The 25433-nt window shown below is 57.8% G+C and carries 27 protein-coding genes; 15 read left to right on the forward strand and 12 right to left on the reverse strand.

Annotation, left to right across the window (positions count from 1 at the left end; all coding sequences use genetic code 11):
* Position 1: 1 nt before the first annotated feature.
* Positions 2-790 carry a zinc transporter ZupT gene (zupT, locus tag CPPEL_RS07220; protein WP_245990415.1) on the reverse strand — a complete coding sequence of 263 codons (789 nt, stop codon included), beginning with the start codon at positions 788-790 and terminating at the stop codon, positions 2-4.
* A gap of 88 nt (positions 791-878) precedes the next feature.
* Here zupT and CPPEL_RS07225 point away from each other — a divergent pair, with 88 nt between their 5' ends.
* Together CPPEL_RS07225 and CPPEL_RS07230 are read left to right on the forward strand one after the other, a co-directional pair.
* The gene (locus CPPEL_RS07225) at positions 879-1790 is read left to right on the forward strand and encodes a DUF808 domain-containing protein (RefSeq protein WP_123960485.1); all 912 of its coding nucleotides are present in this window, start codon (positions 879-881) and stop codon (positions 1788-1790) included.
* A gap of 180 nt (positions 1791-1970) precedes the next feature.
* Positions 1971-2840: a patatin-like phospholipase family protein gene (locus tag CPPEL_RS07230; protein ID WP_123960486.1), complete on the forward strand. Its 870-nt coding sequence runs from the start codon at positions 1971-1973 to the stop codon at positions 2838-2840.
* A 16-nt stretch (positions 2841-2856) separates the two neighbouring features.
* Here the strand turns inward: CPPEL_RS07230 and CPPEL_RS07235 are convergent, their stop codons facing one another.
* Both CPPEL_RS07235 and ychF read right to left on the reverse strand, forming a co-directional pair.
* Complete coding sequence (locus tag CPPEL_RS07235; RefSeq protein ID WP_123960487.1) at positions 2857-3378, reverse strand: type 1 glutamine amidotransferase domain-containing protein; 522 nt, start codon at positions 3376-3378, stop codon at positions 2857-2859.
* Between the two features lie 213 nt (positions 3379-3591).
* Complete coding sequence (ychF, locus tag CPPEL_RS07240) at positions 3592-4677, reverse strand: redox-regulated ATPase YchF (protein ID WP_123960488.1); 1086 nt, start codon at positions 4675-4677, stop codon at positions 3592-3594.
* A gap of 221 nt (positions 4678-4898) precedes the next feature.
* On the opposite strand from ychF, the gene CPPEL_RS07245 reads away from it, so the two are divergent.
* The 4 genes from CPPEL_RS07245 to CPPEL_RS07260 all read left to right on the forward strand — a co-directional run bounded on the left by CPPEL_RS07245 (position 4899) and on the right by CPPEL_RS07260 (position 9626).
* A complete protein-coding gene (locus tag CPPEL_RS07245; protein ID WP_123960489.1) occupies positions 4899-6524 on the forward strand; it encodes a sodium-dependent transporter in 1626 nt (541 codons plus the stop codon).
* 2 nt (positions 6525-6526) lie between these two features.
* Positions 6527-6703: a methionine/alanine import NSS transporter subunit MetS gene (gene metS, locus CPPEL_RS07250; RefSeq protein ID WP_123960490.1), complete on the forward strand. Its 177-nt coding sequence runs from the start codon at positions 6527-6529 to the stop codon at positions 6701-6703.
* Positions 6704-6871: 168 nt separating this feature from the next.
* Positions 6872-8173: an AI-2E family transporter gene (locus tag CPPEL_RS07255; RefSeq protein WP_245990544.1), complete on the forward strand. Its 1302-nt coding sequence runs from the start codon at positions 6872-6874 to the stop codon at positions 8171-8173.
* 43 nt (positions 8174-8216) lie between these two features.
* Positions 8217-9626 carry a DUF6542 domain-containing protein gene (locus tag CPPEL_RS07260; RefSeq protein WP_342767991.1) on the forward strand — a complete coding sequence of 470 codons (1410 nt, stop codon included), beginning with the start codon at positions 8217-8219 and terminating at the stop codon, positions 9624-9626.
* Between the two features lie 149 nt (positions 9627-9775).
* On the opposite strand, the gene CPPEL_RS07265 is transcribed toward CPPEL_RS07260, so the two are convergent.
* Positions 9776-10750 carry a 4-hydroxy-3-methylbut-2-enyl diphosphate reductase gene (locus CPPEL_RS07265; protein ID WP_206608920.1) on the reverse strand — a complete coding sequence of 325 codons (975 nt, stop codon included), beginning with the start codon at positions 10748-10750 and terminating at the stop codon, positions 9776-9778.
* A gap of 71 nt (positions 10751-10821) precedes the next feature.
* Between CPPEL_RS07265 and xseA the strand changes: the two genes are divergently transcribed.
* Both xseA and CPPEL_RS07275 read left to right on the forward strand, forming a co-directional pair.
* On the forward strand, positions 10822-12033 hold the full coding sequence (xseA, locus tag CPPEL_RS07270; protein ID WP_123961278.1) for an exodeoxyribonuclease VII large subunit: 1212 nt from the start codon (positions 10822-10824) through the stop codon (positions 12031-12033).
* Between the two features lie 39 nt (positions 12034-12072).
* Positions 12073-12333 (forward strand): exodeoxyribonuclease VII small subunit, encoded by a 261-nt coding sequence (locus CPPEL_RS07275; protein WP_123960494.1) that lies wholly within the window; start codon positions 12073-12075, stop codon positions 12331-12333.
* Here CPPEL_RS07275 and CPPEL_RS07280 read toward each other — a convergent pair.
* Positions 12330-12899 (reverse strand): DUF4245 domain-containing protein, encoded by a 570-nt coding sequence (locus CPPEL_RS07280; protein ID WP_123960495.1) that lies wholly within the window; start codon positions 12897-12899, stop codon positions 12330-12332. The two genes, CPPEL_RS07275 and CPPEL_RS07280, sit on opposite strands and share 4 nt — an antisense overlap.
* A 201-nt stretch (positions 12900-13100) precedes the next feature.
* On the opposite strand from CPPEL_RS07280, the gene glpX reads away from it, so the two are divergent.
* From glpX to CPPEL_RS07295, 3 genes are all read left to right on the forward strand, one after another.
* Positions 13101-14108: a class II fructose-bisphosphatase gene (glpX, locus tag CPPEL_RS07285; RefSeq protein ID WP_123960496.1), complete on the forward strand. Its 1008-nt coding sequence runs from the start codon at positions 13101-13103 to the stop codon at positions 14106-14108.
* Positions 14109-14353: 245 nt separating this feature from the next.
* Positions 14354-15757 carry a class II fumarate hydratase gene (locus CPPEL_RS07290; protein WP_123961279.1) on the forward strand — a complete coding sequence of 468 codons (1404 nt, stop codon included), beginning with the start codon at positions 14354-14356 and terminating at the stop codon, positions 15755-15757.
* Positions 15758-15870: 113 nt separating this feature from the next.
* Complete coding sequence (locus tag CPPEL_RS07295; RefSeq protein WP_123960497.1) at positions 15871-16365, forward strand: GNAT family N-acetyltransferase; 495 nt, start codon at positions 15871-15873, stop codon at positions 16363-16365.
* Positions 16366-16415: 50 nt separating this feature from the next.
* Here the strand turns inward: CPPEL_RS07295 and CPPEL_RS07300 are convergent, their stop codons facing one another.
* The 3 genes from CPPEL_RS07300 to CPPEL_RS07310 form a co-directional block, all read right to left on the reverse strand.
* Positions 16416-16976, reverse strand: coding sequence for a GNAT family N-acetyltransferase (locus CPPEL_RS07300; RefSeq protein ID WP_123960498.1), 561 nt, complete (start codon positions 16974-16976; stop codon positions 16416-16418).
* A 52-nt stretch (positions 16977-17028) separates the two neighbouring features.
* A complete protein-coding gene (locus CPPEL_RS07305) occupies positions 17029-17676 on the reverse strand; it encodes an LGFP repeat-containing protein (RefSeq protein ID WP_206608921.1) in 648 nt (215 codons plus the stop codon).
* Positions 17677-17831: 155 nt separating this feature from the next.
* Entirely contained in the window at positions 17832-18512 is a 681-nt protein-coding gene (locus tag CPPEL_RS07310; RefSeq protein WP_123960500.1) for a LysR family transcriptional regulator substrate-binding protein, read from the reverse strand.
* Between the two features lie 62 nt (positions 18513-18574).
* On the opposite strand from CPPEL_RS07310, the gene CPPEL_RS07315 reads away from it, so the two are divergent.
* The gene (locus tag CPPEL_RS07315; RefSeq protein WP_123961280.1) at positions 18575-18910 is read left to right on the forward strand and encodes a DUF5997 family protein; all 336 of its coding nucleotides are present in this window, start codon (positions 18575-18577) and stop codon (positions 18908-18910) included.
* Between the two features lie 11 nt (positions 18911-18921).
* Here CPPEL_RS07315 and CPPEL_RS07320 read toward each other — a convergent pair whose 3' ends face one another.
* Together CPPEL_RS07320 and CPPEL_RS07325 are read right to left on the reverse strand one after the other, a co-directional pair.
* Positions 18922-19272, reverse strand: a complete 351-nt coding sequence (locus tag CPPEL_RS07320; protein ID WP_123960501.1) for a transcriptional regulator — start codon at positions 19270-19272, stop codon at positions 18922-18924.
* A gap of 15 nt (positions 19273-19287) precedes the next feature.
* Positions 19288-19719: a hypothetical protein gene (locus tag CPPEL_RS07325; protein WP_123960502.1), complete on the reverse strand. Its 432-nt coding sequence runs from the start codon at positions 19717-19719 to the stop codon at positions 19288-19290.
* Between the two features lie 231 nt (positions 19720-19950).
* Here CPPEL_RS07325 and CPPEL_RS07330 point away from each other — a divergent pair, with 231 nt between their 5' ends.
* Together CPPEL_RS07330 and CPPEL_RS07335 are read left to right on the forward strand one after the other, a co-directional pair.
* Complete coding sequence (locus CPPEL_RS07330; RefSeq protein WP_164470393.1) at positions 19951-20625, forward strand: TetR family transcriptional regulator; 675 nt, start codon at positions 19951-19953, stop codon at positions 20623-20625.
* Positions 20626-20686: 61 nt separating this feature from the next.
* Positions 20687-22420 carry an MDR family MFS transporter gene (locus CPPEL_RS07335; protein WP_342767967.1) on the forward strand — a complete coding sequence of 578 codons (1734 nt, stop codon included), beginning with the start codon at positions 20687-20689 and terminating at the stop codon, positions 22418-22420.
* 146 nt (positions 22421-22566) lie between these two features.
* Here CPPEL_RS07335 and glyA read toward each other — a convergent pair whose 3' ends face one another.
* Entirely contained in the window at positions 22567-23856 is a 1290-nt protein-coding gene (gene glyA / locus CPPEL_RS07340) for a serine hydroxymethyltransferase (RefSeq protein ID WP_123960504.1), read from the reverse strand.
* 165 nt (positions 23857-24021) lie between these two features.
* On the opposite strand from glyA, the gene coaA reads away from it, so the two are divergent.
* Positions 24022-24948, forward strand: coding sequence for a type I pantothenate kinase (coaA, locus tag CPPEL_RS07345; protein ID WP_123960505.1), 927 nt, complete (start codon positions 24022-24024; stop codon positions 24946-24948).
* Here the strand turns inward: coaA and CPPEL_RS07350 are convergent.
* The gene (locus tag CPPEL_RS07350) at positions 24945-25433 is read right to left on the reverse strand and encodes a flavodoxin domain-containing protein (protein WP_123960506.1); all 489 of its coding nucleotides are present in this window, start codon (positions 25431-25433) and stop codon (positions 24945-24947) included. The genes coaA and CPPEL_RS07350 overlap by 4 nt on opposite strands.

Raw genomic sequence — 25433 nt, forward strand, 5'->3', positions numbered from 1 at the left:
ATTAGATAAAGAGCAACAGGCTGATGGCCATCACGGCCATGCCGAGGATGAGCCCATAAATGGCGGCGTGGTGTTTGCCGGTGGATACGGCGGTAGGTAGGAGCTCGTCAAGGGAGATAAACACCATGATGCCGGCAATCGCTGCAAAAGCTACGCCTAAGGTGGCAGGTCCGATAAGCGGCAATAGCAGCAAATAGCCCACCACTGCCCCGAGTGGTTCTGCAAGCCCTGAAGCTAAGCCGAGCCAAAAGCCTTTGGCTTTGGAGCCGGTGGCCTCACGGATGGGCACGGCCACGGCGATGCCTTCTGGAATGTTGTGGATGGCAATCGCCACGGCTACGGGCAGGGCAACTTGGAGATCTTCAAGGCCTGCGAGGAAGGTGGCGAAGCCTTCTGGGAAGTTGTGAATGGCAATCGCAAGGGCGGTGAGCACGCCCATTTGCATCATTTTGCTGCGGCGTTTGGATTCGAGATTGCCCGGCTCATGGGGATTGACCGGCTCTGGTACGAGCCTGTCGATGATGCCGATGAGCACGATGCCGCCGAAAAACGCCGCCACGGCAGCCCATGCACCTGGGCGTTTACCCATGGCTTCTTGGAGTTTTTCAAATCCCTCGGGGAGGATCTCGATAAAAGACACATACAGCATCACGCCGGCGGAAAAGCCGAGGGTAAACGCGAGGAACCGTTCGGTGGGTTTCTTGCGGGCTACGGCAATGGCTGCGCCGAGCCCGGTGGAAAGGCCTGCGAACAAGGTAAGTGCGAATGCTTGAAGCACTGAATCAGGCAAGAGTGCAGTAACCTTTCTATCAATATCGGTGCCAGAAATAGATACCGAACAACGTACCAGAAATGTATTTTCATTAAGGATTGAATCTATGGCCGGTGGCCTTGCTGCTTTGCTTGACGACGTTGCCCTGATCGCCAGGACAGCCGCCTCAAACGTCGATGACGTGGCCGCCGCAGCCGCGAAAACCTCCGCAAAAGCTGCCGGCGTAGTGGTAGACGATGCTGCCGTTACACCGCGCTTTGTCGAAGGCGTTTCTCCAGCACGCGAGCTGCCCATCATTTGGCGCATTACCAAAGGCTCACTGTTTAACAAGATCATTATTATCCTGCCCATCATCTTGGCGCTCAATGCCCTAGCGCCGTGGGCACTTACCCCGCTGCTGATGATCGGCGGCACCTATTTGTGCTTCGAGGGGGCCGAGAAGGTCTTTGAGATGTTCAGCGGCGCGCAGCACGAAAAGGAAGAAGAAAGTGCTGCAAAAGATGAAGATGCCCTGGTGCGCGGCGCGATCATGACAGATCTGATCCTGTCTGCAGAGATCATGGTGATCTCTTTAAACGAGGTAGCCGATCAAAGCTTCTGGATGGAACTTGGCGTGCTCCTCACGGTGGCCGTCGCCATTACGGCACTGGTGTATGGTGCCGTGGGCCTGCTGGTAAAGATTGACGATATTGGCCTGCGCTTCCAGCAAAAACAAAGCGATGCAGCCAAGCGTTTTGGCAGCGTGTTAGTCAAGGCCATGCCGAAGATCCTCAACACCATCTCCATCATCGGCATGTTTGCCATGTTGTGGGTTGGCGGCCACATCTTAATCACTGGTAGCGACACCTTGGGCTGGCATGCACCTTATGAGTTGGTCCACCACTTCGAGGCAGGCGTTGAGCACCTTGGCGGCTTTGTTCAGTGGTGCGTAGAAACGTTATGCTCACTGGTTTTCGGCCTGGTGGTTGGCTTTATCGTGCTTGGAGTAGTGCACCTCTTGCCCTTCAAACGCCACTAGTAGCGCTTGGTTATTTAGCCCTTGGGCCAGGGGTGTGCCGGAGGTTTTTTGGCGCAAAGCCTTGCTGCAGCCCCGGCGTGCTAACATTTACACTTCCGCAAAAAACGATAAACACATCGCCTGAACCAAGCACCCAACAAGGTGTGCGGTGGCGGTGATCTAAAAACAGTGGGAGAAGCCATGCACGCTAAGGACGTAGCGTTAGTCATCGAGGGCGGCGGAATGCGCAATGCCTATACCGCAGGGTGCATTGACCAGCTCTTAGCCCATGACATTCACTTCGGCTGGGTCGGAGGTGTGAGCGCCGGGGCAAGCCACACCGTAAATTTCTTATCCCACGACCGGCAGCGCTCACGACTTTCTTTTGTAGAGCTGGCAAGTGATCCCAAATCTGGTGGGGTGAAGTCCATGCTGCGCGGCAAGGGCTACTTCAACGTCGAGTACATCTACGAAACTGCCGGTGCCCCAGGTGGCGATATCCCCTTTGATTGGGAAACCTTCTGCCAAGATCCAACGCCAATGTGCATTGCCGCTACGCGCGCCGATACCGGCGAAAACGTCTATTGGGGCCGCGAGGATTTTGCTGATCTTTATGATCTCATGCGTAAAGCCCGAGCCTCTTCTACCCTGCCAGGGCTGATGCCCGTACCTGAGATCGACGGCGTGGAGTACGTCGATGGCGCCCTAGGCGAATCGGGCGGGCTGCTTATTCAGGCAGCCATTGATGCAGGCTTTGAAAAGTTCTTAGTGCTGCGCTCTAAACCGCGTGGCTATATCCGCCCCGAGCTTTCCAAACCGGCCGTGGTGCGCAAGCTGCTTCGCAAACGCCCCGTGGTGGCAGAGGCGATGATTAAGCGGCCTGCGCGCTATAACGCAGAGGCCAAAAAGATTGACCAGCTCGAAGCACAAGGCCAGGCGATGGTGTTTTATCCCGAGCAATTGAGCATTGAAAACACCGAGCGCAACCGGGAGAAATTAGAACACGCTTGGAACTGCGGTGTAGAGCAGACCAAGCGTGAGTGGGATTCCTGGATGGAATTTTTAAGTTAAAGCCAAGCGAGAAACTTTAAGCGAAGACCTCCACCAGCTTCGCGTTAAAGGCAGGCAGGTCGTCTGGGGTGCGAGAGCTGACCAGACCGCGATCTTCTACTACTTCCTCATCAACCCAGCTAGCACCAGCATTGCGCAGGTCGGTTTGCAGGGAAGGATACGAGGTAATGGTGCGGCCCTTGAGCACATCGGCATCAGTAAGAATCCACGCTGCGTGGCAAATGGCGCCGAGCGGCTTGCCTGCCTCAACGTGCTGCTTTACTAGCGCAACGGCGTGCTCATCCATGCGGATATGATCCGAGTTGCCGGTGCCACCGGGCAGGATAATGCCGTCGAATTCCTGAGTAGCGGCCTCGGCGGTGCTGAGATCAGCATCCACCTTGGTGCCATTCTTACCCTCAATTGCCTCGGCGTTAGGCGTTACTACCTTCACGCTCGCACCGGCTTCCTTTACAGCCTCCAGCGGCGAAGTAAGCTCAGAATCTTCAAATCCATCGGTGGCGATAACGGCAATAGTTTTGTTGTTTAAGTCAGACATTCTTTCTCCTCATCGAAGGGCATCGAGCTTTTCGACGCCCACGGAGCCCCGAGGCTACCGACCTAAAAGAAAGTAGCCAATGTGCTACTAACTTCCGCTATCTGCCTGCCGCGACCCTTAAGAACATCCACCTCAGCCACAAGCAGGCGCTTTGCAATGCCAAAGCCCGCCTCCTGCACCGGGAAGCGGGCTTCAGCATGAAACAACGAGTGGTTAGACGTTGAACCTAAACTCCACCACGTCACCATCGGCCATGACATAGTCCTTACCTTCTTGGCGGACCTTGCCCTTGGCCTTAGCTTCGGCCATGGAGCCTGCAGCATCCAAGTCCTCGAAGGACACGACCTCGGCTTTAATAAAGCCCTTCTCAAAATCGGTGTGAATCACGCCGGCGGCCTTCGGTGCGGTATCGCCCTTATGAATGGTCCAGGCGCGGGATTCCTTCGGCCCTGCGGTGAGGTAGGTCTGCAGACCGAGCGTGGCAAAGCCAGCCTTGGCCAAAGAGTGCAGGCCCGGCTCGTCTTGGCCCACGCTTTCGAGCAGCTCCATCTTTTCGTCTTCATCAAGCTCGAGCAGCTCAGTTTCAGTCTTGGCGTCCAAGAACACGCAATCAGCCGGTGCTACGAGCTCGCGTAGTTCTTGCTTACGTGCGTCGTCGCTAAGCACCTCTTCATCGGAGTTAAATACGTAGAGGAAGGGCTTGGCCGTCATCAGGTGCAGCTCGCGCAGCAGGGCAAGATCGATCTCGCCGGCTTTGGCGGCAGAGAACAAGGTGCGATCGTCTTCAAGCACGGCCTGTGCCTTCTTGACCTCTTCCACGGTGGCAGCGAGGTCCTTATTCTTACGCGCGTCCTTTTCCAGGCGAGGCAAGGCCTTTTCCACAGTTTGCAGATCAGCCAGGATCAGCTCGGTATTGATCACGGAGATATCGGAGCGGGGGTCTACTTGGCCATCAACGTGGATCACGTTGTCGTCGGCAAAGGCGCGCACCACCTGGCAGATGGCGTCGGCTTCGCGGATATTGGCAAGGAAGGCATTGCCCATGCCTTCGCCCTCGGATGCGCCCTTAACAATGCCGGCGATGTCCACGAAGGACACGGTGGCAGGCAGGATGCGCTCGGAGCCGAAGATCTCTGCGAGGCGATCCAGGCGAGCATCGGGAAGCTCAACCAGGCCCACATTGGGCTCGATGGTGGCAAAGGGGTAGTTTGCCGCGAGCACATCGTTGCGGGTTAGTGCATTAAAGAGGGTGGATTTGCCCACGTTGGGCAGGCCGACGATTCCAAGTGTAAGACTCACGGTTGGGTATCCTATCAGCCTGCGGCGCAGCCAACACAGCACTACCTGCTGTGGAGTGCTCGAATTATTTCCCCCACAATCTCACATAGTGATACACTCCATACCATTAAGCGGTCATCACACTGCTGTTTGTGGCACAAGCGCAAGGCCCACCACCCCTCAAGGCCAACGCAGCTTGGAACACGGCTTCTCCCTCACCTTTGTTGCGAAAGGTAGCATCCATGTCTCAAAACCAGCAGCGTGAAACATTTTCATCCCGCTGGGTGTTCATCCTGGCCGCCATCGGCTCCGCCGTCGGCCTGGGCAACATTTGGCGTTTCCCCTACGTCGCCTACGACAACGGCGGCGGCGCGTTCCTTATCCCCTACCTGATTGCGCTTCTTACCGCAGGTATCCCCCTGCTGTTTTTAGACTACGCACTAGGCCACCGCTACCGCGGCTCCGCACCACTGGTGTATCGCCGCATCAAACGCTGGGCAGAACCCGTGGGCTGGTTCCAGGTAGGCGTGAGCTTTTTCATCACCGTCTACTACGCAGCCATCATCGCCTGGGCAGCGCTGTATACCGTCAAGTCCTTCAACCTGGCTTGGGGCGATGATCCAGCGACCTACTTTGGCGAAAGCTTCTTAAAGGCAGATAACAGCGCCAACTTCTCCTTCGACTTCGTCCCCGCCATCTCGCTTACCTTGGCCATCGTCTGGATCGCCGCAGTGATCGTGCTGGCCATGGGCGTAGACGCCGGCATTGGCCGAGTATCCAAGCTCTTCATGCCACTGCTGACCGTGCTCTTCCTCATCGTGGTAATCCGCTCAGTCTTCCTAGAAGGTGCAGCCGCAGGCCTGGATGCCTTCTTCACTCCCAACTGGGAGGCACTGAAGAACCCAACGGTGTGGATTTCGGCATACGGCCAGATCTTCTTCTCACTTTCGGTGTGCTTCGGCATCATGCTCACTTACGCCTCCTACCTCAAGCCGCGCACCAACCTCTCTGGCACCGGCTTGGTTACCGCCTTTGCTAACTCCTCCTTCGAGGTGCTCGCAGGCATCGGCGTGTTCGCGGCCCTTGGCTTTATGGCCACCCAACAGGGCGTGGGTGTAGACGAGGTGGCAACCTCCGGCATCGGCCTGGCCTTCGTGGCCTTCCCCGCGATCATCAACCAGATGCCCATGGGTGCAATCTTTGGTGTGCTGTTCTTCGGCTCGCTTACCATCGCCGGTTTCACCTCCTTGTTCTCGCTGTTCGAGGTCGTGGTCTCTGCCATCAAAGACAAGCTGAACCTGCCGCGTAAGACCACCGCCATCGGCTTGGGCGTGATCATGGCAGCCATCTCACTGCTGACCTTCTCCACCACCTCCGGGCTGATGCACCTCGACATCGTGGATAAGTTCACCAACAACGTCGGCATCGTATTCATCGCCCTGGTCGCCATCGTGGTCTTGGACTGGGTGCTGCGCCGCATCGACGAATTCTCACTCCACCTCAACATGGTGTCGTCCTTCCACGTGGGCGTGTGGTGGCGCATCTGCGTAGTCAACATCACCTCACTGGTGCTGGGCTTTACCCTCTTCCAAGAATTGCTCAAGCTTTTCGACGAACCCTACGGCGGCTACGCACCAGCCCAGGTGGGATGGTTCGGATGGGGCACCATCGCAATCATCGTGTTGTTCTCACTGATCATGAGCCTGGTCAGTTGGCCCGAAAACCTCCCCGTCGATGGCCCTCCCGGTTCTGATTTCGGCGTGGACCCCGATCACACCCTCACCCCTGAGCGGCCCTCGCAATACGATCCATCACGGCGCCGCGTCGCAGGCTTTGCCATCGAGCAGTACAGCAGAAAGGAGCGCTAAGCATGTCCTCTGCAGCAATCATCATGATGGTGCTTTTCATGGTGGTGATCTGGGGCGGCCTGGCCGTATCCCTGCTCACCTTGAATCGCCACCCCGATGAAACCTCAGGCATCCTCGGCGAGCACGAGTTCGCCACCGACGAGGTGCTCATCGCTCAAGAAATCCGCCAAGAAGATTAACCAGGCACCCAACCCCACCGCAGCAAAAAGAAAAGCCGCGGTGGGGTTTTCTTTTGCCCTCTTTGTCCCGTTGGCGGTGTCAAAGGTGCACAAGTAGCGCGACTAGTGCAGGATGTATGCGTGCAAAACAATTCTGGCAACACCGAAAACTCCACCGAACAGCCCACGCTGCAGGAGTTGGAACAAGCACCGAGTGTGGATCGCTCAGAGGTCATTGGCGATGGCGTTCGCGTCTTGGCTCTGTGGTGCGTGCGCATCCTCGTTATTGCCGTCACCTTCTACGCCGGCTGGCATGTAATGAAGCCCCTCTGGGGTGGGGTGTTGCCCATCATCTTGGCCATCATCGTCTGCACCGTGTTGTGGCCACCAACATATTGGCTGCGCAACAAGGGCGTACCTGCAGCGCTTGCCGCGGCCATTTCGCTGCTCAGCAGCTTTGGTGTGTTCGGCGCGCTGATCTGGCTGATGGCCCCGAATTTTGCCAACCAATCCCAAACCCTCTACTTCCAGGCCTTCGAGGGTATCCAGCAGGTTCAGCTTTGGCTCCAAGGCCCGCCTTTTAATCTGGATCCAGACGAGCTGAGCAATCAGGTCAACCGCATTGCCGAGTGGTTCCAGGAACAAAGTGGTGCGATTGCCAGCGAAGTCTTCTCCGGCATCAGCATGGCCACCTCGGTGGTTGCCACCTTGGCCATTGTGTTTGTGCTCACCTTCTTCTTCCTCAAAGACGGCGACCGCTTCCTTCCCTGGCTGCGCTCTGTCACCGGACGTCGCGCCGGCTGGCACCTCACCGAATTGCTCACCCGCGCCTGGAACACCCTCGGCGGCTTCATTCGCGCCCAGGCACTTGTTTCGCTTATCGACGCAGTCTTCATCGGCGGCGGCCTGTTCATCCTCGGCGTACCCATGGCCCTTGCCCTGGCTGTACTGACCTTCATCGGCGGCTTCGTGCCCATCGTCGGTGCCTTCGTTTCCGGCTTTATTGCCGTGCTCGTGGCTTTGGTAACGCTGGGGCTGAACAAGGCCATTATCACCTTGCTCATCGTCCTCGCCGTGCAGCAATTGGAAGGCAATGTGCTTTCCCCGCTGCTGCAATCCAAGGCCATGAACCTCCACCCCGTGATCGTGTTGATCTCGGTGACGGTAGGCGGTGGCCTCTTCGGCATCATCGGCGCATTCTTGGCCGTGCCCTTTGCAGCCACCATCGCGGTGGTGCTGCGCTACCTCCAAGACATGATCGCGCTGCGCTCAGGCGAAACCACCATCAAAGACATCACCTTTGCCACCGACGACGGCTCCAAGGGTGCGCGCGATAGTGAGCTTGACGGGGAACGTCGAAAAGCTGAAAAACAAGCAGAGGCCAACAAGCGCCAAAGCGGCGCCAAAGCCCTATTCGAACAAGTATTTAGCAAGCAAAACTCAAGCAAAGAAACACAAAAATCAAGCGACACGGGCCAGCAAGGCTCTTAGGTTTTACCCCTATCACTAGGTAACATAACTGCCCGTGCCGCAAATGCCAGAGATCCGCCACAATCGCCCGGGAAAGCAAAAGCAGCCCTCATGGGCCCTGCCGCTGCTGACCTCGGTGTCGATTCTGTGTGCCGCGTTGCTCACTGGCGCGCTCGTCTGCGTCTGGCTCGGCGGCATCGGCTGGCCCTTTTTCTTGGCATTTGTCCTAGCCAGCCTCATTGGCGCAAGCGTGTGTGAACGCCGCGGGCTATTCATCTTCGTTACAAGCATTCCCATCTTGTTTGCGATCTCATTGATCGCAAGCGCCTGGTTTATTGTGCGCGACAGTGCAGCCGATGGTGCGCCGGTAAGCAAAACGCAGATCATCACCGCGATCTACCCTCTGGCCCAGTACTTCCCCATCCTGTTTTTTGTCACCCTTGCCGCCGGCGTGATCGCCGTGATCCGCATCAAGGTGCTTGGCAGCGCAGTGGAGAAAAAGGCAGGCAAAGAGCTCAGCGAGCAGCGCAAACGCGAACGCGAGGCAGATCGAAGAAACCGCCGTGCCACCAGCCGCGCACGCAACCAGAGCAAAGCCTCCCAAGTTACCGTGGAAGAGCTTATGCAAAAGCGACGCCCTCGGCCCCACGGTGGCGAAAAACAAGCACAGCAGCCAGCAGAGACCCACAAGCAACCGCAGCGCGCACAAACGCACCACCAGCCGCAACACGATCAGCAGCGACGCCCCCAAACCCCGCGCGCCGGCTACCCGGATCCAGGTGCGATGCGGATCCGCCCCGAGGAAGATCCTCGCGTGCTCCGCGAGCAGCGTGGCGAACGCTTCCAGCACGAAGTAGAACACGGCCCACGGCGCCCGGTGTATGAGTCAGGCAATCGCCGCGAGCGTGCTTCACGCAATTACTCCCAGCGCCCCAACCCTGAGTTGCGGCATCAGGAACGCTTTGAAGATCGTTTCGCTCGTACCAGCCGCGCCGAACAGCCCCGCCAGGGTGAACGCCCCCGCCAGGGTGAACACCTCCGCCAGGGTGAGCAGCCTCGGGATCCCCGCTATGTGCAGCGCCCCAATCAGCGCTGGGAGCAGCGTGGGAATCAACGTGGCGATCAGCGCCCCGGTCAGGGATCTGAGCAGCGCCCGGATTTTCGATCGGATCAACGCTGGGCCGAGCGCCAGCAGGGTCGGTTTGCACAGGAGTATCGCCGTGGCGAGCGTCGTCCGGCAGATCGCGTGCGTCCGGAAGATCGAGGCGAGCGTCCCGCACCGCGGCGTCAGCGCGATTTTGAGTCCACCTCCTACCCGCGACGCGATCAAGGCCAGCGTTTAGAGCAGCAGCCACCACGGCGGCCTCGCCCGGAGCCTCGCCAACAGCAGCGCCCCTATCCGCGCAAGCAAGACGAACGCCCGATGCCTCGCCAACCGCGGCCTCGCCCTCGCGGCTATGAGGACGAACGCTAAGAAGCCTTAACCCCCTAAACGCGAAGCCGGGCACTGCGGCTTTTTCAGGGGTGCAGATACACCAACACCGCCTCAGCTCTACCGTAGAGGGCCTTTAACTGGCACCCAGGTGGCTATGGCGGTGTTGTGATGTGCGCGTAGTAGGCAGGCTATGCGTTGCTGGTGCGCGGTGCGCGAAGATCCCTGGGCAAAGCGAAGGTGATCTTCTCGGCTGCGGTGGTTACTTCCTTGGGGTTTTCATAGCCGCGCTCTGCGAGCCATTCCAATACGTCTCGGACCAGGATTTCTGGCACTGAGGCACCGGAGGTCACGCCTACGGTGTTTACGCCTTCTAGCCAGGATTCGTCGATCTGCGAGGCATAGTCCACCAGATAGGACGATCGCGCCCCGGCCTGCAGTGCCACTTCTACCAAGCGCTTTGAGTTGGAGGAGTTCTGCGAGCCCACCACGATCACCAGATCAGATTCAGCGGCAATGGCCTTCACCGCTACCTGGCGGTTTTGGGTGGCGTAGCAAATATCGTCGCTGGGCGGATCTTGGAGGTGAGCGAAGCGCTCGTGCAGCTTCTTTACAATCTCCATCGTCTCATCCACCGAGAGCGTGGTTTGAGAAAGCCACACGAGTTTTTCTTCTTGGAGCCACTCTGGCAGGGCTTCTACGCCTTCGACCCCATCAACGAGGTGGGTTACCTCTGGGGCTTCACCGGCGGTGCCTTCTACTTCCTCGTGGCCTTCGTGGCCAACAAGCAAGATGTGGTAGCCATCGCGGGCGAAGCGCTTCACCTCATTGTGCACCTTGGTTACCAGCGGGCAGGTGGCGTCGAGTGTTTTTAGGTCTAGCTTTGCGGCCGATTCATGAACGGCCGGGCTCACGCCGTGGGCGGAGAAAACGAGGTGAGAACCTTCGGGCACCTCATTGGTTTCGTCTACAAAGATGGCGCCACGCTCGGCGAGGGTATCCACCACATAACGGTTGTGCACGATTTCTTTGCGCACATACACTGGCGAGCCGTACTTTTCTAGGGCGCGTTCTACCGTTTCTACGGCTCGATCTACTCCTGCGCAGTAGCCGCGGGGTGCTGCGACAAGGACTCGCTTGTGTTCATTCGTCTCGGGTGAGGTCATGGTGTACAGCATAAGTGTTCTAAGCTGGCTTCCGCGAGAAAGGATCGACGGTGGCAGAAACTGAAGCAAAGATGATGTCGGTGCATCAGCTCAACCAGGCGGTCAAGGGCTGGATTGAAAAGCTGGGCACCATTTGGGTGGAGGGCCAGTTATTGCAGCTCAAGTCTTCTCCCAATTGGGCTTTTGCCTATGCCACGCTCCGCGATCCTTCGCGGGAAGATTCGGTGCGCATCACCTTTCGCCCCCAACTGTTGCAACAATTACCCACCCTGCCGCAAGACGGCGACCGCGTGCGAGTCTGGGCCAAACCATCCTTCTATGCCAAAAATGGTGATTTCCAGCTTTGGGTGAGCAAAATCCAGCCGGTGGGCATTGGTGAGCTTCTGGCTCAAATCGAGCAGCTTCGCGCCAACCTTCGCAGCCAGGGGCTTTTCGACGCCGCACGCAAGCACCCCTTGCCCTTCTTACCGCGCAATATCGGCCTGATTACCTCCCGCGGCTCTGATGGCGAGCGCGATGTGCTCTCCATAGCCAAGGAACGTTGGCCGGAGGTTCGTTTTAGTGTGCGCAATACCTTAGTTCAAGGAGCCGGTGCCGTACCGGCGATCATTTCCGCGCTCCAAGAACTCGATGCAGACCCAAGCGTGGATGTGATCATCATTGCCCGCGGCGGCGGTGCCATGGAAACGCTCTTGCCGTTTTCGGATGAAGCGCTCATTCGCGCCGTTGCCGATGCCAGCACCCCGGTGGTCTCGGCCATCGGCCACGACCGGGATCGTCCCATCTTGGATGATGTGGCCGATCTTCGCGCTGCTACTCCCACCGATGCGGCAAAACGGGTCGTGCCCGATGTGGTGGCCGAGCGCGCGTTGGTATCGGATTTACGCGCCCGTGCCGCGGCGGCCTTGCGCGGCTGGGTGCAGCGCGAACAACGCAGCATTGAGGCGTTGCGTACTCGCCCGGTGCTTGCACAACCCTTGCGAGCTATCGATCAACGCCGCCAAGACATTGACCAAGCAACTGCTGCGATGCGCAGAGAGATCCGCTATCTATTAAGCCATGAGCAACAGCTCATCGGCGCGTTGCGTGGCCAGCTCCAGGTGCTTGGACCTGCGGCCACCTTGCAGCGTGGTTACGCCATTGTGCAGGTTGTGCCTCGCGATGGTTCCGAACCTGAAGTAGTAAGCAGCTATGCCATGGCACCACCGGGTAGCCAATTACGCATTCGTGTTGCTGATGGTTCGATTGTGGCTGCCGCCATGCAGCAGGCACCGGCCAATTAAGCTCCTAGGCGAAAAAGACGAAGAAGGAAAGAAGACTCCATGAGTGACGATGTTATTGGCCGCGGTTCAGGCGAGAACGCTTTTGACCCCGTAGAGGGGCTCTCCTACGAGCAAGCCCGAAATGAGCTCCAAGAGGTAGTGCAGATCCTTGAGCAGGGTTCGATGGGTCTTGATGAATCGTTGAAGTATTGGGAACGCGGCGAGGCTTTGGCGCGTCGCTGCGAAGAACACCTAGCCGGGGCGGCTCAGCGCGTAGAAAAAGCGCTCGAGCAAGCAGCTCGAGCGCCTGAAGCAGATTAGTTGCTGCCAACTACCGGTGCTTTGGCGGTAGCAGCGATGACTGCATCGAAGTCTTCTTCGGGTGCAGCACCAGATACCAACAATCGGCTGGTGCCAAGGTCTGCCACCATCACTGGGCGCACCCCTCGCTCATCGGAGCTGTAGCTGGTCACCGTGATATCGCCAACCTGGTGGGTTCCGTCTTGTTCACGAGGGTGCTCATCAAAACCCTTAACAGCTTCTTCTGCTTCTACCCCGGTTTGGATGAGCTGCACATAGGAATCTTTGCGCACCACCCAACCAATTGCGGGGGCAGGCTCGCCCGCAATGGCGGTCCTTCGCGCAGAATTAGCCACCCAATCCTCGGGCATTGCTGGCATGTGCAGCGGGAAGTTCATAGCCCCGGCTTCGATCTCAATGAAGGTAGTGGGGTCTACTTCTCGCACCGGGCCGTGCTCGGCAGAGTCCTTATTAAAGCTGCACATGCCGGTAAAGCCCACCGAGAGAACCATCACAATGATGATGGCTCCCAGCGAGAGGAGCATGTCGCGCCCGCCTTGATACAACTTCGGTTTTTCTTCAGCCACGCCCCAAAGTATTCCACGCCAGGGCTAAAACAGCACAGCCGCTGGTGGGATCGTGGGGCGTCGAAAAGCTTTGGGGTTGAAGTTTTGGTTTCAACCCCCGAATGGGTGGAAACTTCGCCCATGGGGGCACCCGAAGGTGGAACAATATAGGGGGTAACTACACGCCAATTGTGCACCGCATGTCGAGGAGGCAGCGTTTTCATGAATCTCCACCCGGAAATCCCAGACCGTAACCTAGCTCTGGAGCTCGTCCGTGTCACCGAGGCAGCCGCGTTGGCGTCCGGTCGATGGGTTGGCCGCGGTATGAAAAATGAGGGCGATGGTGCCGCCGTCGATGCCATGCGCAAGCTCATCAACTCCGTGGAAATGAATGGCGTGGTCGTCATCGGTGAGGGCGAAAAAGACGAAGCCCCAATGCTGTTCAACGGCGAGCAGGTTGGCACCGGCCAAGGCGCCGAGGTTGACATTGCCGTGGATCCGGTCGATGGCACCACCTTGATGGCTGAAGGTAGGCCCAACGCTATTTCCGTGCTGGCTGCTGCAGAACGCGGCTCCATGTATGACCCCTCGGCTGTGTTCTACATGAAAAAGATCGCCGTAGGCCCCGAGGCTGCGGGCAAGATCGATATCGAAGCACCTGTCGAGCACAACATCAAGGCCGTGGCCAAGGCCAAGGGCATTCCCGTGGGCGATACCACCGTGGTGGTGCTCGATCGTCCCCGCCACGATGAGCTGATTAAAGAAATCCGCCAAGCAGGTGCCAAGGTGCGCCTGATCCGCGACGGCGATGTTGCAGGTGCCGTGGCCGCAGCCCAGGCCTCGAACTCCGTCGACATGATGATGGGCATTGGCGGCACCCCCGAGGGCATCATCGCCGCCTGCGCCATGAAGTGCATGAATGGCGAGATCCAAGGCGTGCTGCACCCCACCAGCGATGAAGAAGCCGCCAAGGCCCGCAACGCCGGCCACGAGCTCGGGCGCGTGCTTGGCACCCATGACCTGGTTTCAAGCGATAACTGCTTCTTCGTTGCTACCGGCGTTACCAATGGCGATATGCTTCGCGGCGTTTCTTATCGCGCCAATGGTGCCACCACCCGTTCGCTGGTGATGCGCTCGAAGTCCGGCACCATTCGCTTTATCGAATCCACCCACCTGCTGCCCAAGCTGCAGGAATACTCCGTGGTGGATTACTCGCGCAAGGACGCCTAAGCAGCACAAGCGCAGTGCTTGCCGCTGCGCTACCTCTTGCGCTGCCTCCTGCGCATCCGCAGCAGAAACTCCTGGCGATCAGCTATGTCCTATTTCACATAATGGGATCTTGCTTGATCGCCAGCACACTACGCCCAGTTTTGGGCATACTGGAATATAGCGGTGCTTCACACCCCGCGGCCTACAACGCCGCGAAGGCACCACACATGACTATTGATCAACAACCCGCAAAGGTGACATCTTTTATGGCTGAGCAGCAATACCGCATCGAACACGACACCATGGGCGAAGTAAAGGTGCCTGTAGACGCTCTGTGGCGTGCACAGACCCAGCGTGCCGTGGAGAACTTCCCCATCTCCGGCCGTGGCCTGGAATCCGCTCAGATCCGCGCAATGGGCCTGCTCAAGGCCGCCTGCGCACAGGTGAATAAGGATCGCGGGCTCCTCGACGCAGAGCAGGCCGACGCTATTATCGCCGCGGCTAAGGAAATCGCTGAGGGCAAGCACGACGATCAGTTCCCCATCGATGTGTTCCAGACCGGCTCTGGTACTTCCTCCAACATGAACACCAACGAGGTCATCGCTTCGATCGCCGGCCAAAACGGCGTCGAGGTCCACCCCAATGACCACGTCAATATGGGCCAGTCTTCCAACGACACCTTCCCCACCGCCACCCACGTGGCAGCCACCGAGGCCGCAGTCAAGGATCTGATTCCTGGCCTGAAGGTGCTCCACGAGTCCCTTGCCAAGAAGGCAAAGGAATGGGAGAAGGTAGTAAAGTCCGGCCGCACCCACCTCATGGATGCAGTGCCTGTGACCCTCGGCCAGGAGTTCTCCGGTTATGCCCGCCAGATCGAAGCCGGCATCGAGCGCGTTGAGGCCACCCTGCCTCGCCTGGGTGAGCTGCCCATCGGCGGTACCGCTGTTGGCACCGGCTTGAACACCCCCGCCGACTTTGGCGAGAAGGTCACCGCCGAGCTTAAGGAACTCACCGGTGTTGAGGAGCTGCGCGAGTGCGAAAACCACTTCGAGGCTCAGGCTAACCGCGATGGCCTCGTGGAATTCTCCGGCGCCATGCGCACCATTGCAGTCTCGCTGAACAAGATCGCCAACGACATCCGCTGGATGGGTTCCGGCCCGCTGACCGGCCTTGCAGAAATCCACCTGCCTGACCTGCAGCCCGGCTCCTCGATCATGCCCGGCAAGGTCAACCCCGTGCTGTGCGAAACCGCAACCCAGGTTGCAGCCCAGGTGATCGGCAACGACGCAGCCGTAGTCTTCGGTGGCTCGCAGGGCGCATTCGAGCTCAACGTCTTCATTCCGATGATGGCCCGCAACGTGCTCGAGTCCTCCCGACTCCTGGCCAACACCGCACGCGTGTTTGCAGAGCGCCTTGTCGACGGCATCGAGCCCAACGAGGAGCGCATGAAGACCCTCGCCGAGTCTTCCCCTTCCATCGTGACCCCGCTGAACTCCGCTATTGGCTACGAAAATGCAGCCAAGGTGGCAAAGACCGCGCTGAAGGAAGGCAAGACCATCCGCCAGACCGTGATCGACATGGGCTTTGTCGATGGCGAGAAGCTCACCGAAGAAGAGCTGGACAAGCGCCTCGACGTGCTTGCCATGGCAAATACCGACCGCGATAAGTAAATCGCACCCAAGGCCCTGCAACACCAGCAGGCGCTCAGGCGGTTAAGTTCTTTACCGCCGCTATCCCCTGCGCTTTGTGCGCGGGGGATTTTTCCTCTTGGAGTTGAACTCTTATGCAGATCACTGCCTTGCGCATCCCTCATGCCACGCTCTTGCCCTGGGAGGCGCTGGCCAAGCACCCGGATATCGAGCAGATCAGCGAGGAGCTGCTGCGTAGTTGCCTCGATGCTCAAACCCAAAGATTTACCACTATCCCCGCTGAGTACACCCTAGCGATGGCCAAAGCCTTTCTTCGCACCCCCGCCTTGCGTTGGGCCATCATGCATGAAGGGCGCTATAGCGGCAATGTTGAGCTGCGCAAAGAAGCACCTGGGCGTTATTCCATGGGTTATAACCTCGCTCCTTGGGCACGAGGTAAAGGGCTAATGCGCATGGCCGCCCGGGAGGTGGCGGACTATGCGCTGCACCATGGTGCCCACACCATCGAGATCAGCACCATGAAAGACAATGCGGCATCCAAAGCTGTTGCCCAAGCCATTGGTGCAAGGTTGGTCCATGAGGGCGATATGTGGGAATACGAGCTCACCCAAGAGATGCTCGGAGCATAAGCAATAGCCTCCCAGGTATTCCCTGGAAGGCTATTTGGGTGTAAGAAGAGCTAGTCTTTGTCTAGCGCGGCTGCTGTTTCATCGTCGATCTCGGGCTTTGGCAGAAGCTTTTCCCAAATATCGGTATCACGCCACTGGCCTTTGAATTCCCCGTAGGTCATTTTGGCTAGGTGGCGTAAGGTGCCCACCTTTTCAAATCCTCGGGATTCGTGCAGCTTGGCGGAACCAACATTTTCCGGGAAGATCCACGAGTGAATGGACCATTTATTCAAGCTGATACACACTTCGATCAACTTATCCACCAATGCGCCGGCAACACCGCGGCCGCGGGCATCGGGGTGGATATAAATGGAATCTTCCACCACTCCGTGGAATACGCTTCGGGTGGAAATGGGAGCTGCGGCAACCCACCCAATCACTTTTTCGTCGTTGTCTGCTTCGACAGCCACAAAGAGTGTTTCGGGGATTTTGGCTTTAGAAAAGCGCTCCCAGCTCGGCGCCTCCACTTCGTACGAGGCGTTTCCGGTTTCCAGCCCGAGCAAATAAATTTGCTGCACCTGGCCAAAGTCGGCCCGGCGCAGCGGACGAATGACGAAGTCCTTATCTGGCATGGGGTTGATTCTTTATCACCCAGGCGATGTTTGCAAACTCCGCCGAATCGAATTACTTGGTGACGATCTCAGGGCTGAAAACGCCAGCGTCGTCAGCGGTCCAGTTGATGGTGCCGTGCTTGAACTCCTGGGTCCACCCCTTGTCGGTGGTCTCCTCAGCGGAAACCGGTGCGCCAACCTGGGACTCCAGGCCGCCGTCGTTCAACCAGGTCTCACCGATCTTGCCAACTACCGGAACAGCCTTCTCGCCGTTCCACACCAGCATGTTGCCCTCTTCGAGGGTTGCCAGGTAGGTGTGGTCGGGGCCTTCGCTCACGTTCTGGAGCTCACCCATGGAGTCCTTGCCATCTTCGATGGCGTCCTTCAGGCCGGAGGGAACCTTCACGGACTCGCCAGCAGCGGTGTCAACGTCTACGAGCTCCTTGTCGCCCTCAACAGCGTCCTTAGCGTCGGAAGCAACATCGGAAGCCTTGTCGGTGGCGTCGGTAGCAACCTCAGAAGCCTTGTCGGTAGCGTCGGTAGCAACCTCAGAAGCCTTGTCGGTAGCGTCGGTAGCAACCTCGGAAACCTTGTCGGTTGCGTCGGTAGCAGCCTCAGACACAGCAGCGCCAGCGTCCTTTGCGGCCTCCTCTGCGTCGGAGCAAGCAACAGCACCGAAACCGAGGGCAACGGTGGTGGCGATAGCGAGAGTGCGCTTCATCTTCATAAGTTCAGGCATCCTTTCAGGGGTTATTTGATTACCACATACGATAATGAGCTATGGCACTGCATCGAATCAAGCCATAAGCCTAAAAGCATGTGAATTGTAATTTAATCGTGACCTTGGAGTTTTTCCGAAAAACCACTCCATAACCCCTATCGCTTTCCACCCCGCCTGCGTTGCTTCTTCTTATTGAGACGCCTGCCTGCCTTGGGTTTTTGGGTCACTTCACGCTTGCGTATGGCCTTGGATGTCGCAGACTTTTTGGTCTTGATCTGGCGCGAAGAATTCGCTCGCCGCCCCTTGGCAATGCCTACGAAATCTTGAATATCCTCAGCATCGCGATCTTTGAACCACACTAAGGCGATGGTGGTTTCTGGGTGCGCCTGGCCGCTATAGCCGCGGTGCTCAACCTTTTTGCCGCACAGCACCTTCAGCAACGGCCTCGGGGCAAAGACAATGCCAACGTTGGCTGCTACTACTTGTAGTCCGTCGCGGATTTCTTGGACATGGCTTGGCCCTTGATAGCTGGCCATCACCTTTTCTCCCTCAAGCTCCTCAGGGCTTAAGGCATCCAGCAAGGTCATGGTGTGGTCTACGGGCAAGGCCACGCCTGGAGCTTCTTCGTAGAGGCGCACGATATGGAGATCGTCTTGAGCTTGCTCGACGCGGGCATCCGGCAAGCGCACCAGGGCGAGATCGGCGTTGCCGCTGAAGAGCTCTTCGACGGGATCGTCGCTACCAGAAGGCGTCACCCCACCGTGGTAGGTGCGCTCATTGAATCTTTGGAACCACTTATCGGGTTCGGTGCCAGTAACGAAGCTCAGTCGAAGCATGAACTAATGCTAGCGTTGTTAGCGTGAATGAAGCATCTGCGCGTACTCCGTCCGGCAAGGCAATGAAGCCCCAAACCGCCGCAAAAAAGCTCGGCATCTACCTGCCTGCGGCTCCTGAAGAATTCCAGCAGTCTGCACTGACTCACGATGAATTCAATGAGCTGCAACATACGCCCCCAGAGTGGCTCCAGGAGCTTCGCCGTAACGGCCCGCACCCGCGTCCGGTGGTGGCGCAGAAACTGGGCATTACTATCGCGGCCTTAAAGCGCAACGATATGGATAAGCCGCTTACGACCGCCGAGATTAAGGCACTGCTGGAAAACCAGCCAGAGTGGCTGCGCAAGGCTCGCACTGCCTTGGCCGAGCAGCGTGAAGAACAATCCAACGACGCTGAGTAGCGCCCAAGCTTTTAGCCTCGTTTTTGCTGCACCCGCACCGATTGGTTCTGCGGGTGCTGTTCTTTTTCTAAGCCTTCAAGGGCAGCCATGTGCTCTTTGTAGGCATCGCGGCCTGCGTGACTGAGCTGTAACCACAGCACGTCATCAGCGCGAGTCGAGCCGATTTCGCGGAATTTGGACAAGTATCCGGCTTCTTCTAAAGCTCGAAGGTGTTTGGATAAGGCGCTGGGAGAAAGCGCTGTAGCTTCTGCGAGCTTAGAAAAGCGCATCTCATTCAAACCCTCCACAGCACCTGCGCCATAGAGCGTGGCACAAATAGCGAGGCGCTGAATCGGGTGGATCAGTGGATCAAGCTGAGCCATGAGCTACGTTTTCTTTCACATTCTTGATGCTTTATCACGGAAGATAAACCGGAACATCAGCGAACTTAGAACACCGAAGCCTAAAGCCACGATGCATTGGATTAAGAAGCTGTGCTGCGCCAGGTTGTCTCCCCCCAGATTAAACATCACCGCGGACAATAAGAACCACAGAACCATCACCGCTACCGCTTTGCCCGACATTGCAATGTGGGGGCTATCTACTGGCTGCCTGGTTGCAGCGCGCACTCCAGTAGACCGGTAATCAATAAAGGCCAGCACGAGCCCTAAGGCAATGAGCAACAACTGCGTCCACAGCGGCCAGGAACGCACCGACATTAGAAAGATCAGCGCTACAAATACACCGATGAGCACCCAACTTTTTGCCGATTGTGCACCACGGCTTCGCTGGCGGCGCTCAAGATCCTTGGCAAAACTGTAATCATTCATGCTGCTCTTCTTTCCTGATAAGCATCAGCGATTGACCTCGTGTGGCCTTAATAAAGCGGGTTGGGGGCTATCGCTGCTGCCCATCACGCTCAGAGTTTCCTTAATGGCAACTGTATCTCCTGAGTTGCCAACTTCGCAATAGTGCTGCGCGACACAGCACCCAGGGCGGGCATGCAAATTCACACCGTGCAACTTTGCACCCAGTGCAATTTCGGGCATAGAATCACAGACATGTCCACAGAAATCCACATGAACGCCACAATGGAGTGCACGGATCCTGCACCTTCACACCGTGAAGCCAAGCGCATCCGCACGCACCGCGCGATCGAAGACACCGCAACAGCCTTGGTGCTCGAACGCGGCTTTCAAGATGTCACCGTGGACGATATTTGCAAACCAGTTGGCATTTCACGCCGAACATTTTTTAATTACTTCAACTCCAAAGAAGAAGCCGTGCTTGGCAGCGGACACCGCGAACTCAGCCAGGAAGAAGTAGAGCAGTTCTGCCAGCAAGAACACCCAAACTTGCCCGCAGCAACCCTAAGCTTGCTCGTTTCTTTGATCCTGGATCCCACGCGCGACGCCCTGTTTAGCGCTGAGACTGAGGCAAGAAGAAAAGCCATCTGCGAGGAAGAACCAGCGTTTATTCGCCATCAAATTTCTCGCTTCCACGATGCAAGAGAAGCAGTAAGCGCCGCAGTCATTCGCTATTACGAGCGCTATCCCCAAGCCAGAAAAACACAGGAATCGCTAGAAGACGAAGCCTATGCACTCACCGGCGTGGTGTTTTCGGCCGTGATGTCTGCCATGCACTCAGGCAAGCACACCGGCAATCTCACACCGGCGCACCTTCGTGCCACGAGCGCCACCATGCTCAAGGCCACCATCGACCTGTTGCAGACATAGAACAAGAAATTCTTTCGTTTTTTACAAAACGCCAAAAGCACCAACAAAAGGAACTCAGACCATGAGCATCACCACAACGAAGGAAAAGCCCCAAAAGCGCGAATCCTCCATGACCCCAGAACAGCGCAAACGCGCCTGGTGGGTCTTATCAGCACTGATGGTATCCATGCTGCTTGCCAGCCTGGACCAAATGATCTTCTCTACCGCCCTTCCCACCATCGTTGGTGAACTCGGCGGCGTCGACCACATGATGTGGGTGATTACCGCATATATGGTGGGCGAAACCATCATGCTGCCCATCTACGGCAAGCTCGGCGATATCGTCGGTAGAAAGCCGCTATTTATCGGCGCCCTCACCATCTTCCTTTTGGGCTCAATTATCGGCGGCTTCGCCCACACCATGACCCTGCTGATTGCCGGTCGCGCCGTCCAAGGCGTGGGCGCCGGTGGCTTGATGATCCTCTCGCAGGCCATCATCGCCGACGTAGTTCCAGCCCGCGAACGTGGTCGCTTCATGGGTGTCATGGGTGGCATCTTCGGTTTGTCCGCAGTGCTTGGCCCACTGCTCGGTGGCTGGTTTACCGAGGGAATCGGCTGGCGCTGGGCATTCTGGATGAACCTGCCGCTTGGCGTTATTGCCATCCTGATTGCCTTGTGGCGCCTGCAAATTCCTAAGGGCGAAAAGAAGCCACTGCAGTGGGATTACCTGGGCACCGTCTTGATGATCACCGCCACCGTCTCCCTGATCCTGTTCACCACCTGGGGCGGGTCCACCTATGAGTGGTCTGATCCATTGATCATCGGCTTGATCGTCACGAGCATCCTCAGCGCAATCGCATTGGTGATCGTCGAAAAGCGCGCAAAGAACCCCCTGATCCCGCTGGACTTCTTTGCAAACCGCAACTTCGCAGTCACCACCGCCGCAGGCCTCGTGCTCGGCATCACCATGTTCGGCATCCTGGCCTACCTTCCCACCTACCTGCAGATGGTGGCAGGCATTTCCGCCACCGAAGCCGGCTACATGATGATCCCGATGATGGTGGGCATGATGGGCTTTTCCATCTGGTCAGGTATGCGCATTACCAAGACCGGCACCTACCGCCACTTCCCCATCATCGGCATGATCATCGTGTTTATCTCACTATTCATGTTCCACGCCATCAAGGTGGATTCCTCGCTGTGGTACATCGGCGCCTGCCTGTTTACCGTCGGCACCGGCCTTGGCCTGAGCATGCAGGTGCTCGTGCTGGTGGTACAAAACACCTTGCCCATGGAAGTAGTTGGCTCTGCTACCGCGGTAAATAACTTCTTCCGCCAAATTGGTTCCTCCATCGGCTCAGCCCTGGTTGGTGGCATCTTCGTTGGCAACCTCAAGCCCCTGCTTGAAGAACGCCTCCCAGGTGCCGTGGCACAACTGCCACCTGAACAAGCACAAGCCATGTCTGAGCAAGGACTCGACGCCAATAGCGTTACCCCCGAGATCGTGCAGCAACTACCCGGCGCGGTGCACGAGGCATTTATCAACTCCTATCACGATGCCCTCATGCCGGTGTTTATCATCCTGATGCCGCTGGTGATTACCGCACTGCTGCTGGTATCTGCCATCAAGAATGAAAAGCTGCGCGAGACTACCCGCACCATCGAAGCCGAACGAGAAGCCGCACGTAAAGCAGAGCAAGACGGCGAGCTTGGCACCGAGCAGCAAGGCGAATTAGGCCTGGAAGAAAGCCACGATTCCCAAGCCGAGCAAAACCCCAAGCACGCATCAGCCGAAGGTGGCTGGCACCGCGCCTAAAAGCTAGGCACACAGCAAAGCTAGGCACAGCGCAACACTGCGAACACACAGCGCAACGCCGCCGAATACATAGCGCAACGTCCCGAACCCTTGCAGGATAAAAGCGAAGGGCTCGGGGCGTTTTCTTATGCGCGCTTACTCAGGTTTTAGAGCAAACCCCATTGCTCGAGGTCTTCATACAGCGGGTACTGCTGAGCAAGGGCATCCACACGCTGGCGCAGCGCGGTCACATCGGCAGCGCTGCCCTGCTTGAGTGCTTCTGCCAAAATTTCGGCTACCTCTTCAAAGGCGGCGGCATCGAAGCCGCGGGTGGCAAGCGCCGGGGTGCCGATGCGCAAACCGGAGGTAACCATCGGCGGGCGGGGATCAAATGGCACGGCATTACGGTTGACGGTGATGCCCACCTCGTGCAGCAAGTCTTCTGCTTCTTGGCCGTTCATTTGAGAGTTGCGCAGATCAACCAAGACCAGGTGCACATCGGTGCCGCCGGTCAGTACATCGACGCCGGCGTCCTTGCAGTCTTGTGCGGTAAGGCGCTCGGCGATGATGCGGGCTCCTTCGAGGGTGCGTTCCTGGCGCTCCTTGAATTCCTCGCTGGCAGCAACCTTCATGGCCACGGCCTTTGCAGCCACTGCGTGCATGAGCGGGCCACCCTGCTGGCCGGGGAATACCGCGGAGTTGAGCTTCTTGGCGTAATCCTGCTTAGCCAGGATCATGCCGGAGCGAGGCCCGCCCAAGGTCTTGTGCACGGTGGTGGAGACAACATCTGCGTGCGGTACTGGAGAGGGGTGCAATCCGGCTGCCACGAGGCCTGCGAAGTGGGCCATATCTACCCAAAGCTTTGCGCCTACTTCATCAGCGATGCTGCGGAATGCGGCGAAGTCTTGCTGGCGGGGGTATGCAGACCAGCCGGCGATGAGCACCTGTGGCTTTTCGCGCAGGGCTTGCTCGCGCACCTTATCCATGTCGACTCGGAAGGTCTCGGGGTCTACCTCGTAGGCGGCTACCTCGTAGAGCTTGCCGGAGAAGTTCAGGTGCATGCCGTGAGTGAGGTGGCCACCGTGGGCCAGGGAAAGACCCATGATTTTCTCACCTGGCTTGGCCAGTGCCATCAGCACGGCAGCATTGGCCTGGGCGCCGGCGTGGGGTTGTACGTTGGCAAATTCTGCGCCGAAGAGTTCCTTGGCGCGGTTGCGGGCGAGGTCTTCTACCACGTCGGCGTATTCGCAGCCGCCGTAGTAGCGGCGTCCGGGGTAGCCTTCGGCGTATTTGTTGGTGAACACCGAACCCTGGGCTTGCAGCACCGCTCGCGGCACGAAGTTTTCCGAGGCAATCATTTCCAAGGTGCCGCGTTGGCGTCCGAGCTCATCGTGGATGGCCTGTGCCACCTCTGGGTCAAGCTCGCTGAGCGCCATATTGTGGATGTCTTGTGCCATGGCTCGGCCACATCACCTTTCATAGTGGGGGTTATTCTCCAGACGCACACCCAAGCACGTCCAGGTCAGTCTAACGCACAGGTGAGGCTGCACTCCCCCGTACATTGCCCCTGGATGTTCGGAGGCGATTCGGAAGCAGGCATGGCCGCGGGGCACAATAGAGTCATGGCCCGCCTCAAAGACGCAAGCCCCTACTTGGATTTCGACCGCAGCTCCTGGCGAGCGTTGCGTAAATCCATGCCGCAGGTGCTCACCGAGGAAGAAGTGGTGGAGCTTCGCGGTATCGGCGAAAACGTCGATTTGGAGGAAGTCACCGAGGTCTATTTGCCTTTAAGTCGTCTGATCCATTTGCTTGTCGACGCCCGCCAGTCCCTCAACCGATCCGTGGAAACCTTCGTGGGCGCCCCAGCACCCCACGTCCCCTTCGTCATTGGCATCGCAGGTTCAGTGGCGGTGGGTAAATCCACCACTGCTCGCCTGCTGCAAGTGCTGTTGCAGCGCTGGGAAACACACCCGCGCGTCGATCTTGTCACCACCGATGGCTTCTTATACCCAACCGAGCAGTTAAAGGCCAAGGGCAGGCTGAATAGGAAAGGCTATCCCGAAAGCTATGACAGAAGGGCGCTGCTGCGCTTTGTCACCGACGTGAAATCCGGCAAGCCGAATGTCACTGCCCCGGTGTATTCGCACACCGCATACAACATTGTGCCCGGAGAATTCGTCCATGTGGATCGCCCCGATATTTTGATCGTCGAAGGCCTCAACGTGCTACAAACTGGGCCCACGCTCACCGTGAGTGATCTCTTTGATTTCTCCATCTACGTCGATGCCCACACCGAGGATATTGAGCGCTGGTACATCGAGCGCTTCTTAACGCTTCGCGGTTCAGCCTTCCGTGAACCCGGCGCGCACTTTTCGCACTATGCCGACTTTGATGATGCTAGTGCTGAGGCAGAAGCCCGCAGGATCTGGCAGACGATCAATTTGCCCAACCTGGTAGAAAACATCCAGCCCACCCGAGTGCGGGCATCCCTGGTGCTTTCTAAAGGTTCCGATCACGCGATTCAGCGGATCAGGATGCGCAAACTCTAAGCGTTGGTTGCCCACCGCACGATCGGTTCAAGAGCCGCTTTATCGGTGTGGTCGATATCTTTGCCAAACCCTGCAATCAGTGCTTTTTCGGCAGGGCTTTTCAGTGGTTTGGCCTTCAGCAGCGCCACCACCGAACGCATGATGTTGAGGTGTTTGTGGCTTAATTCTGAATAGAACAGCCTGCCTGGCACATAAAAGCGAGCCACATGTTCTGGCAGGTGGTGGCGCATCTGATCTTTTTCAGCAGCGATTGCAGGATCAGTCATACCAACGGCCACCACCGCGAGTGTGCGCTTGTGCAAGTGATGGCGCTCTACATATTGCAGCGCGGGCATTTTCGGCCCGTGCACAGGTCCAAGCACGATGACCGGCCCATCGCCTTCGATGGGGTGGGTGCAGTCTAGGGCCTCGGTGCCTAAACGCTCAGCGAGTTGCTGGGCATAGGCCTTGGTGGAGCCGTAGGTAGAGGAATATCGAATATGCAT

Source organism: Corynebacterium pseudopelargi, from assembly GCF_003814005.1.
Classification (GTDB): domain Bacteria; phylum Actinomycetota; class Actinomycetes; order Mycobacteriales; family Mycobacteriaceae; genus Corynebacterium; species Corynebacterium pseudopelargi.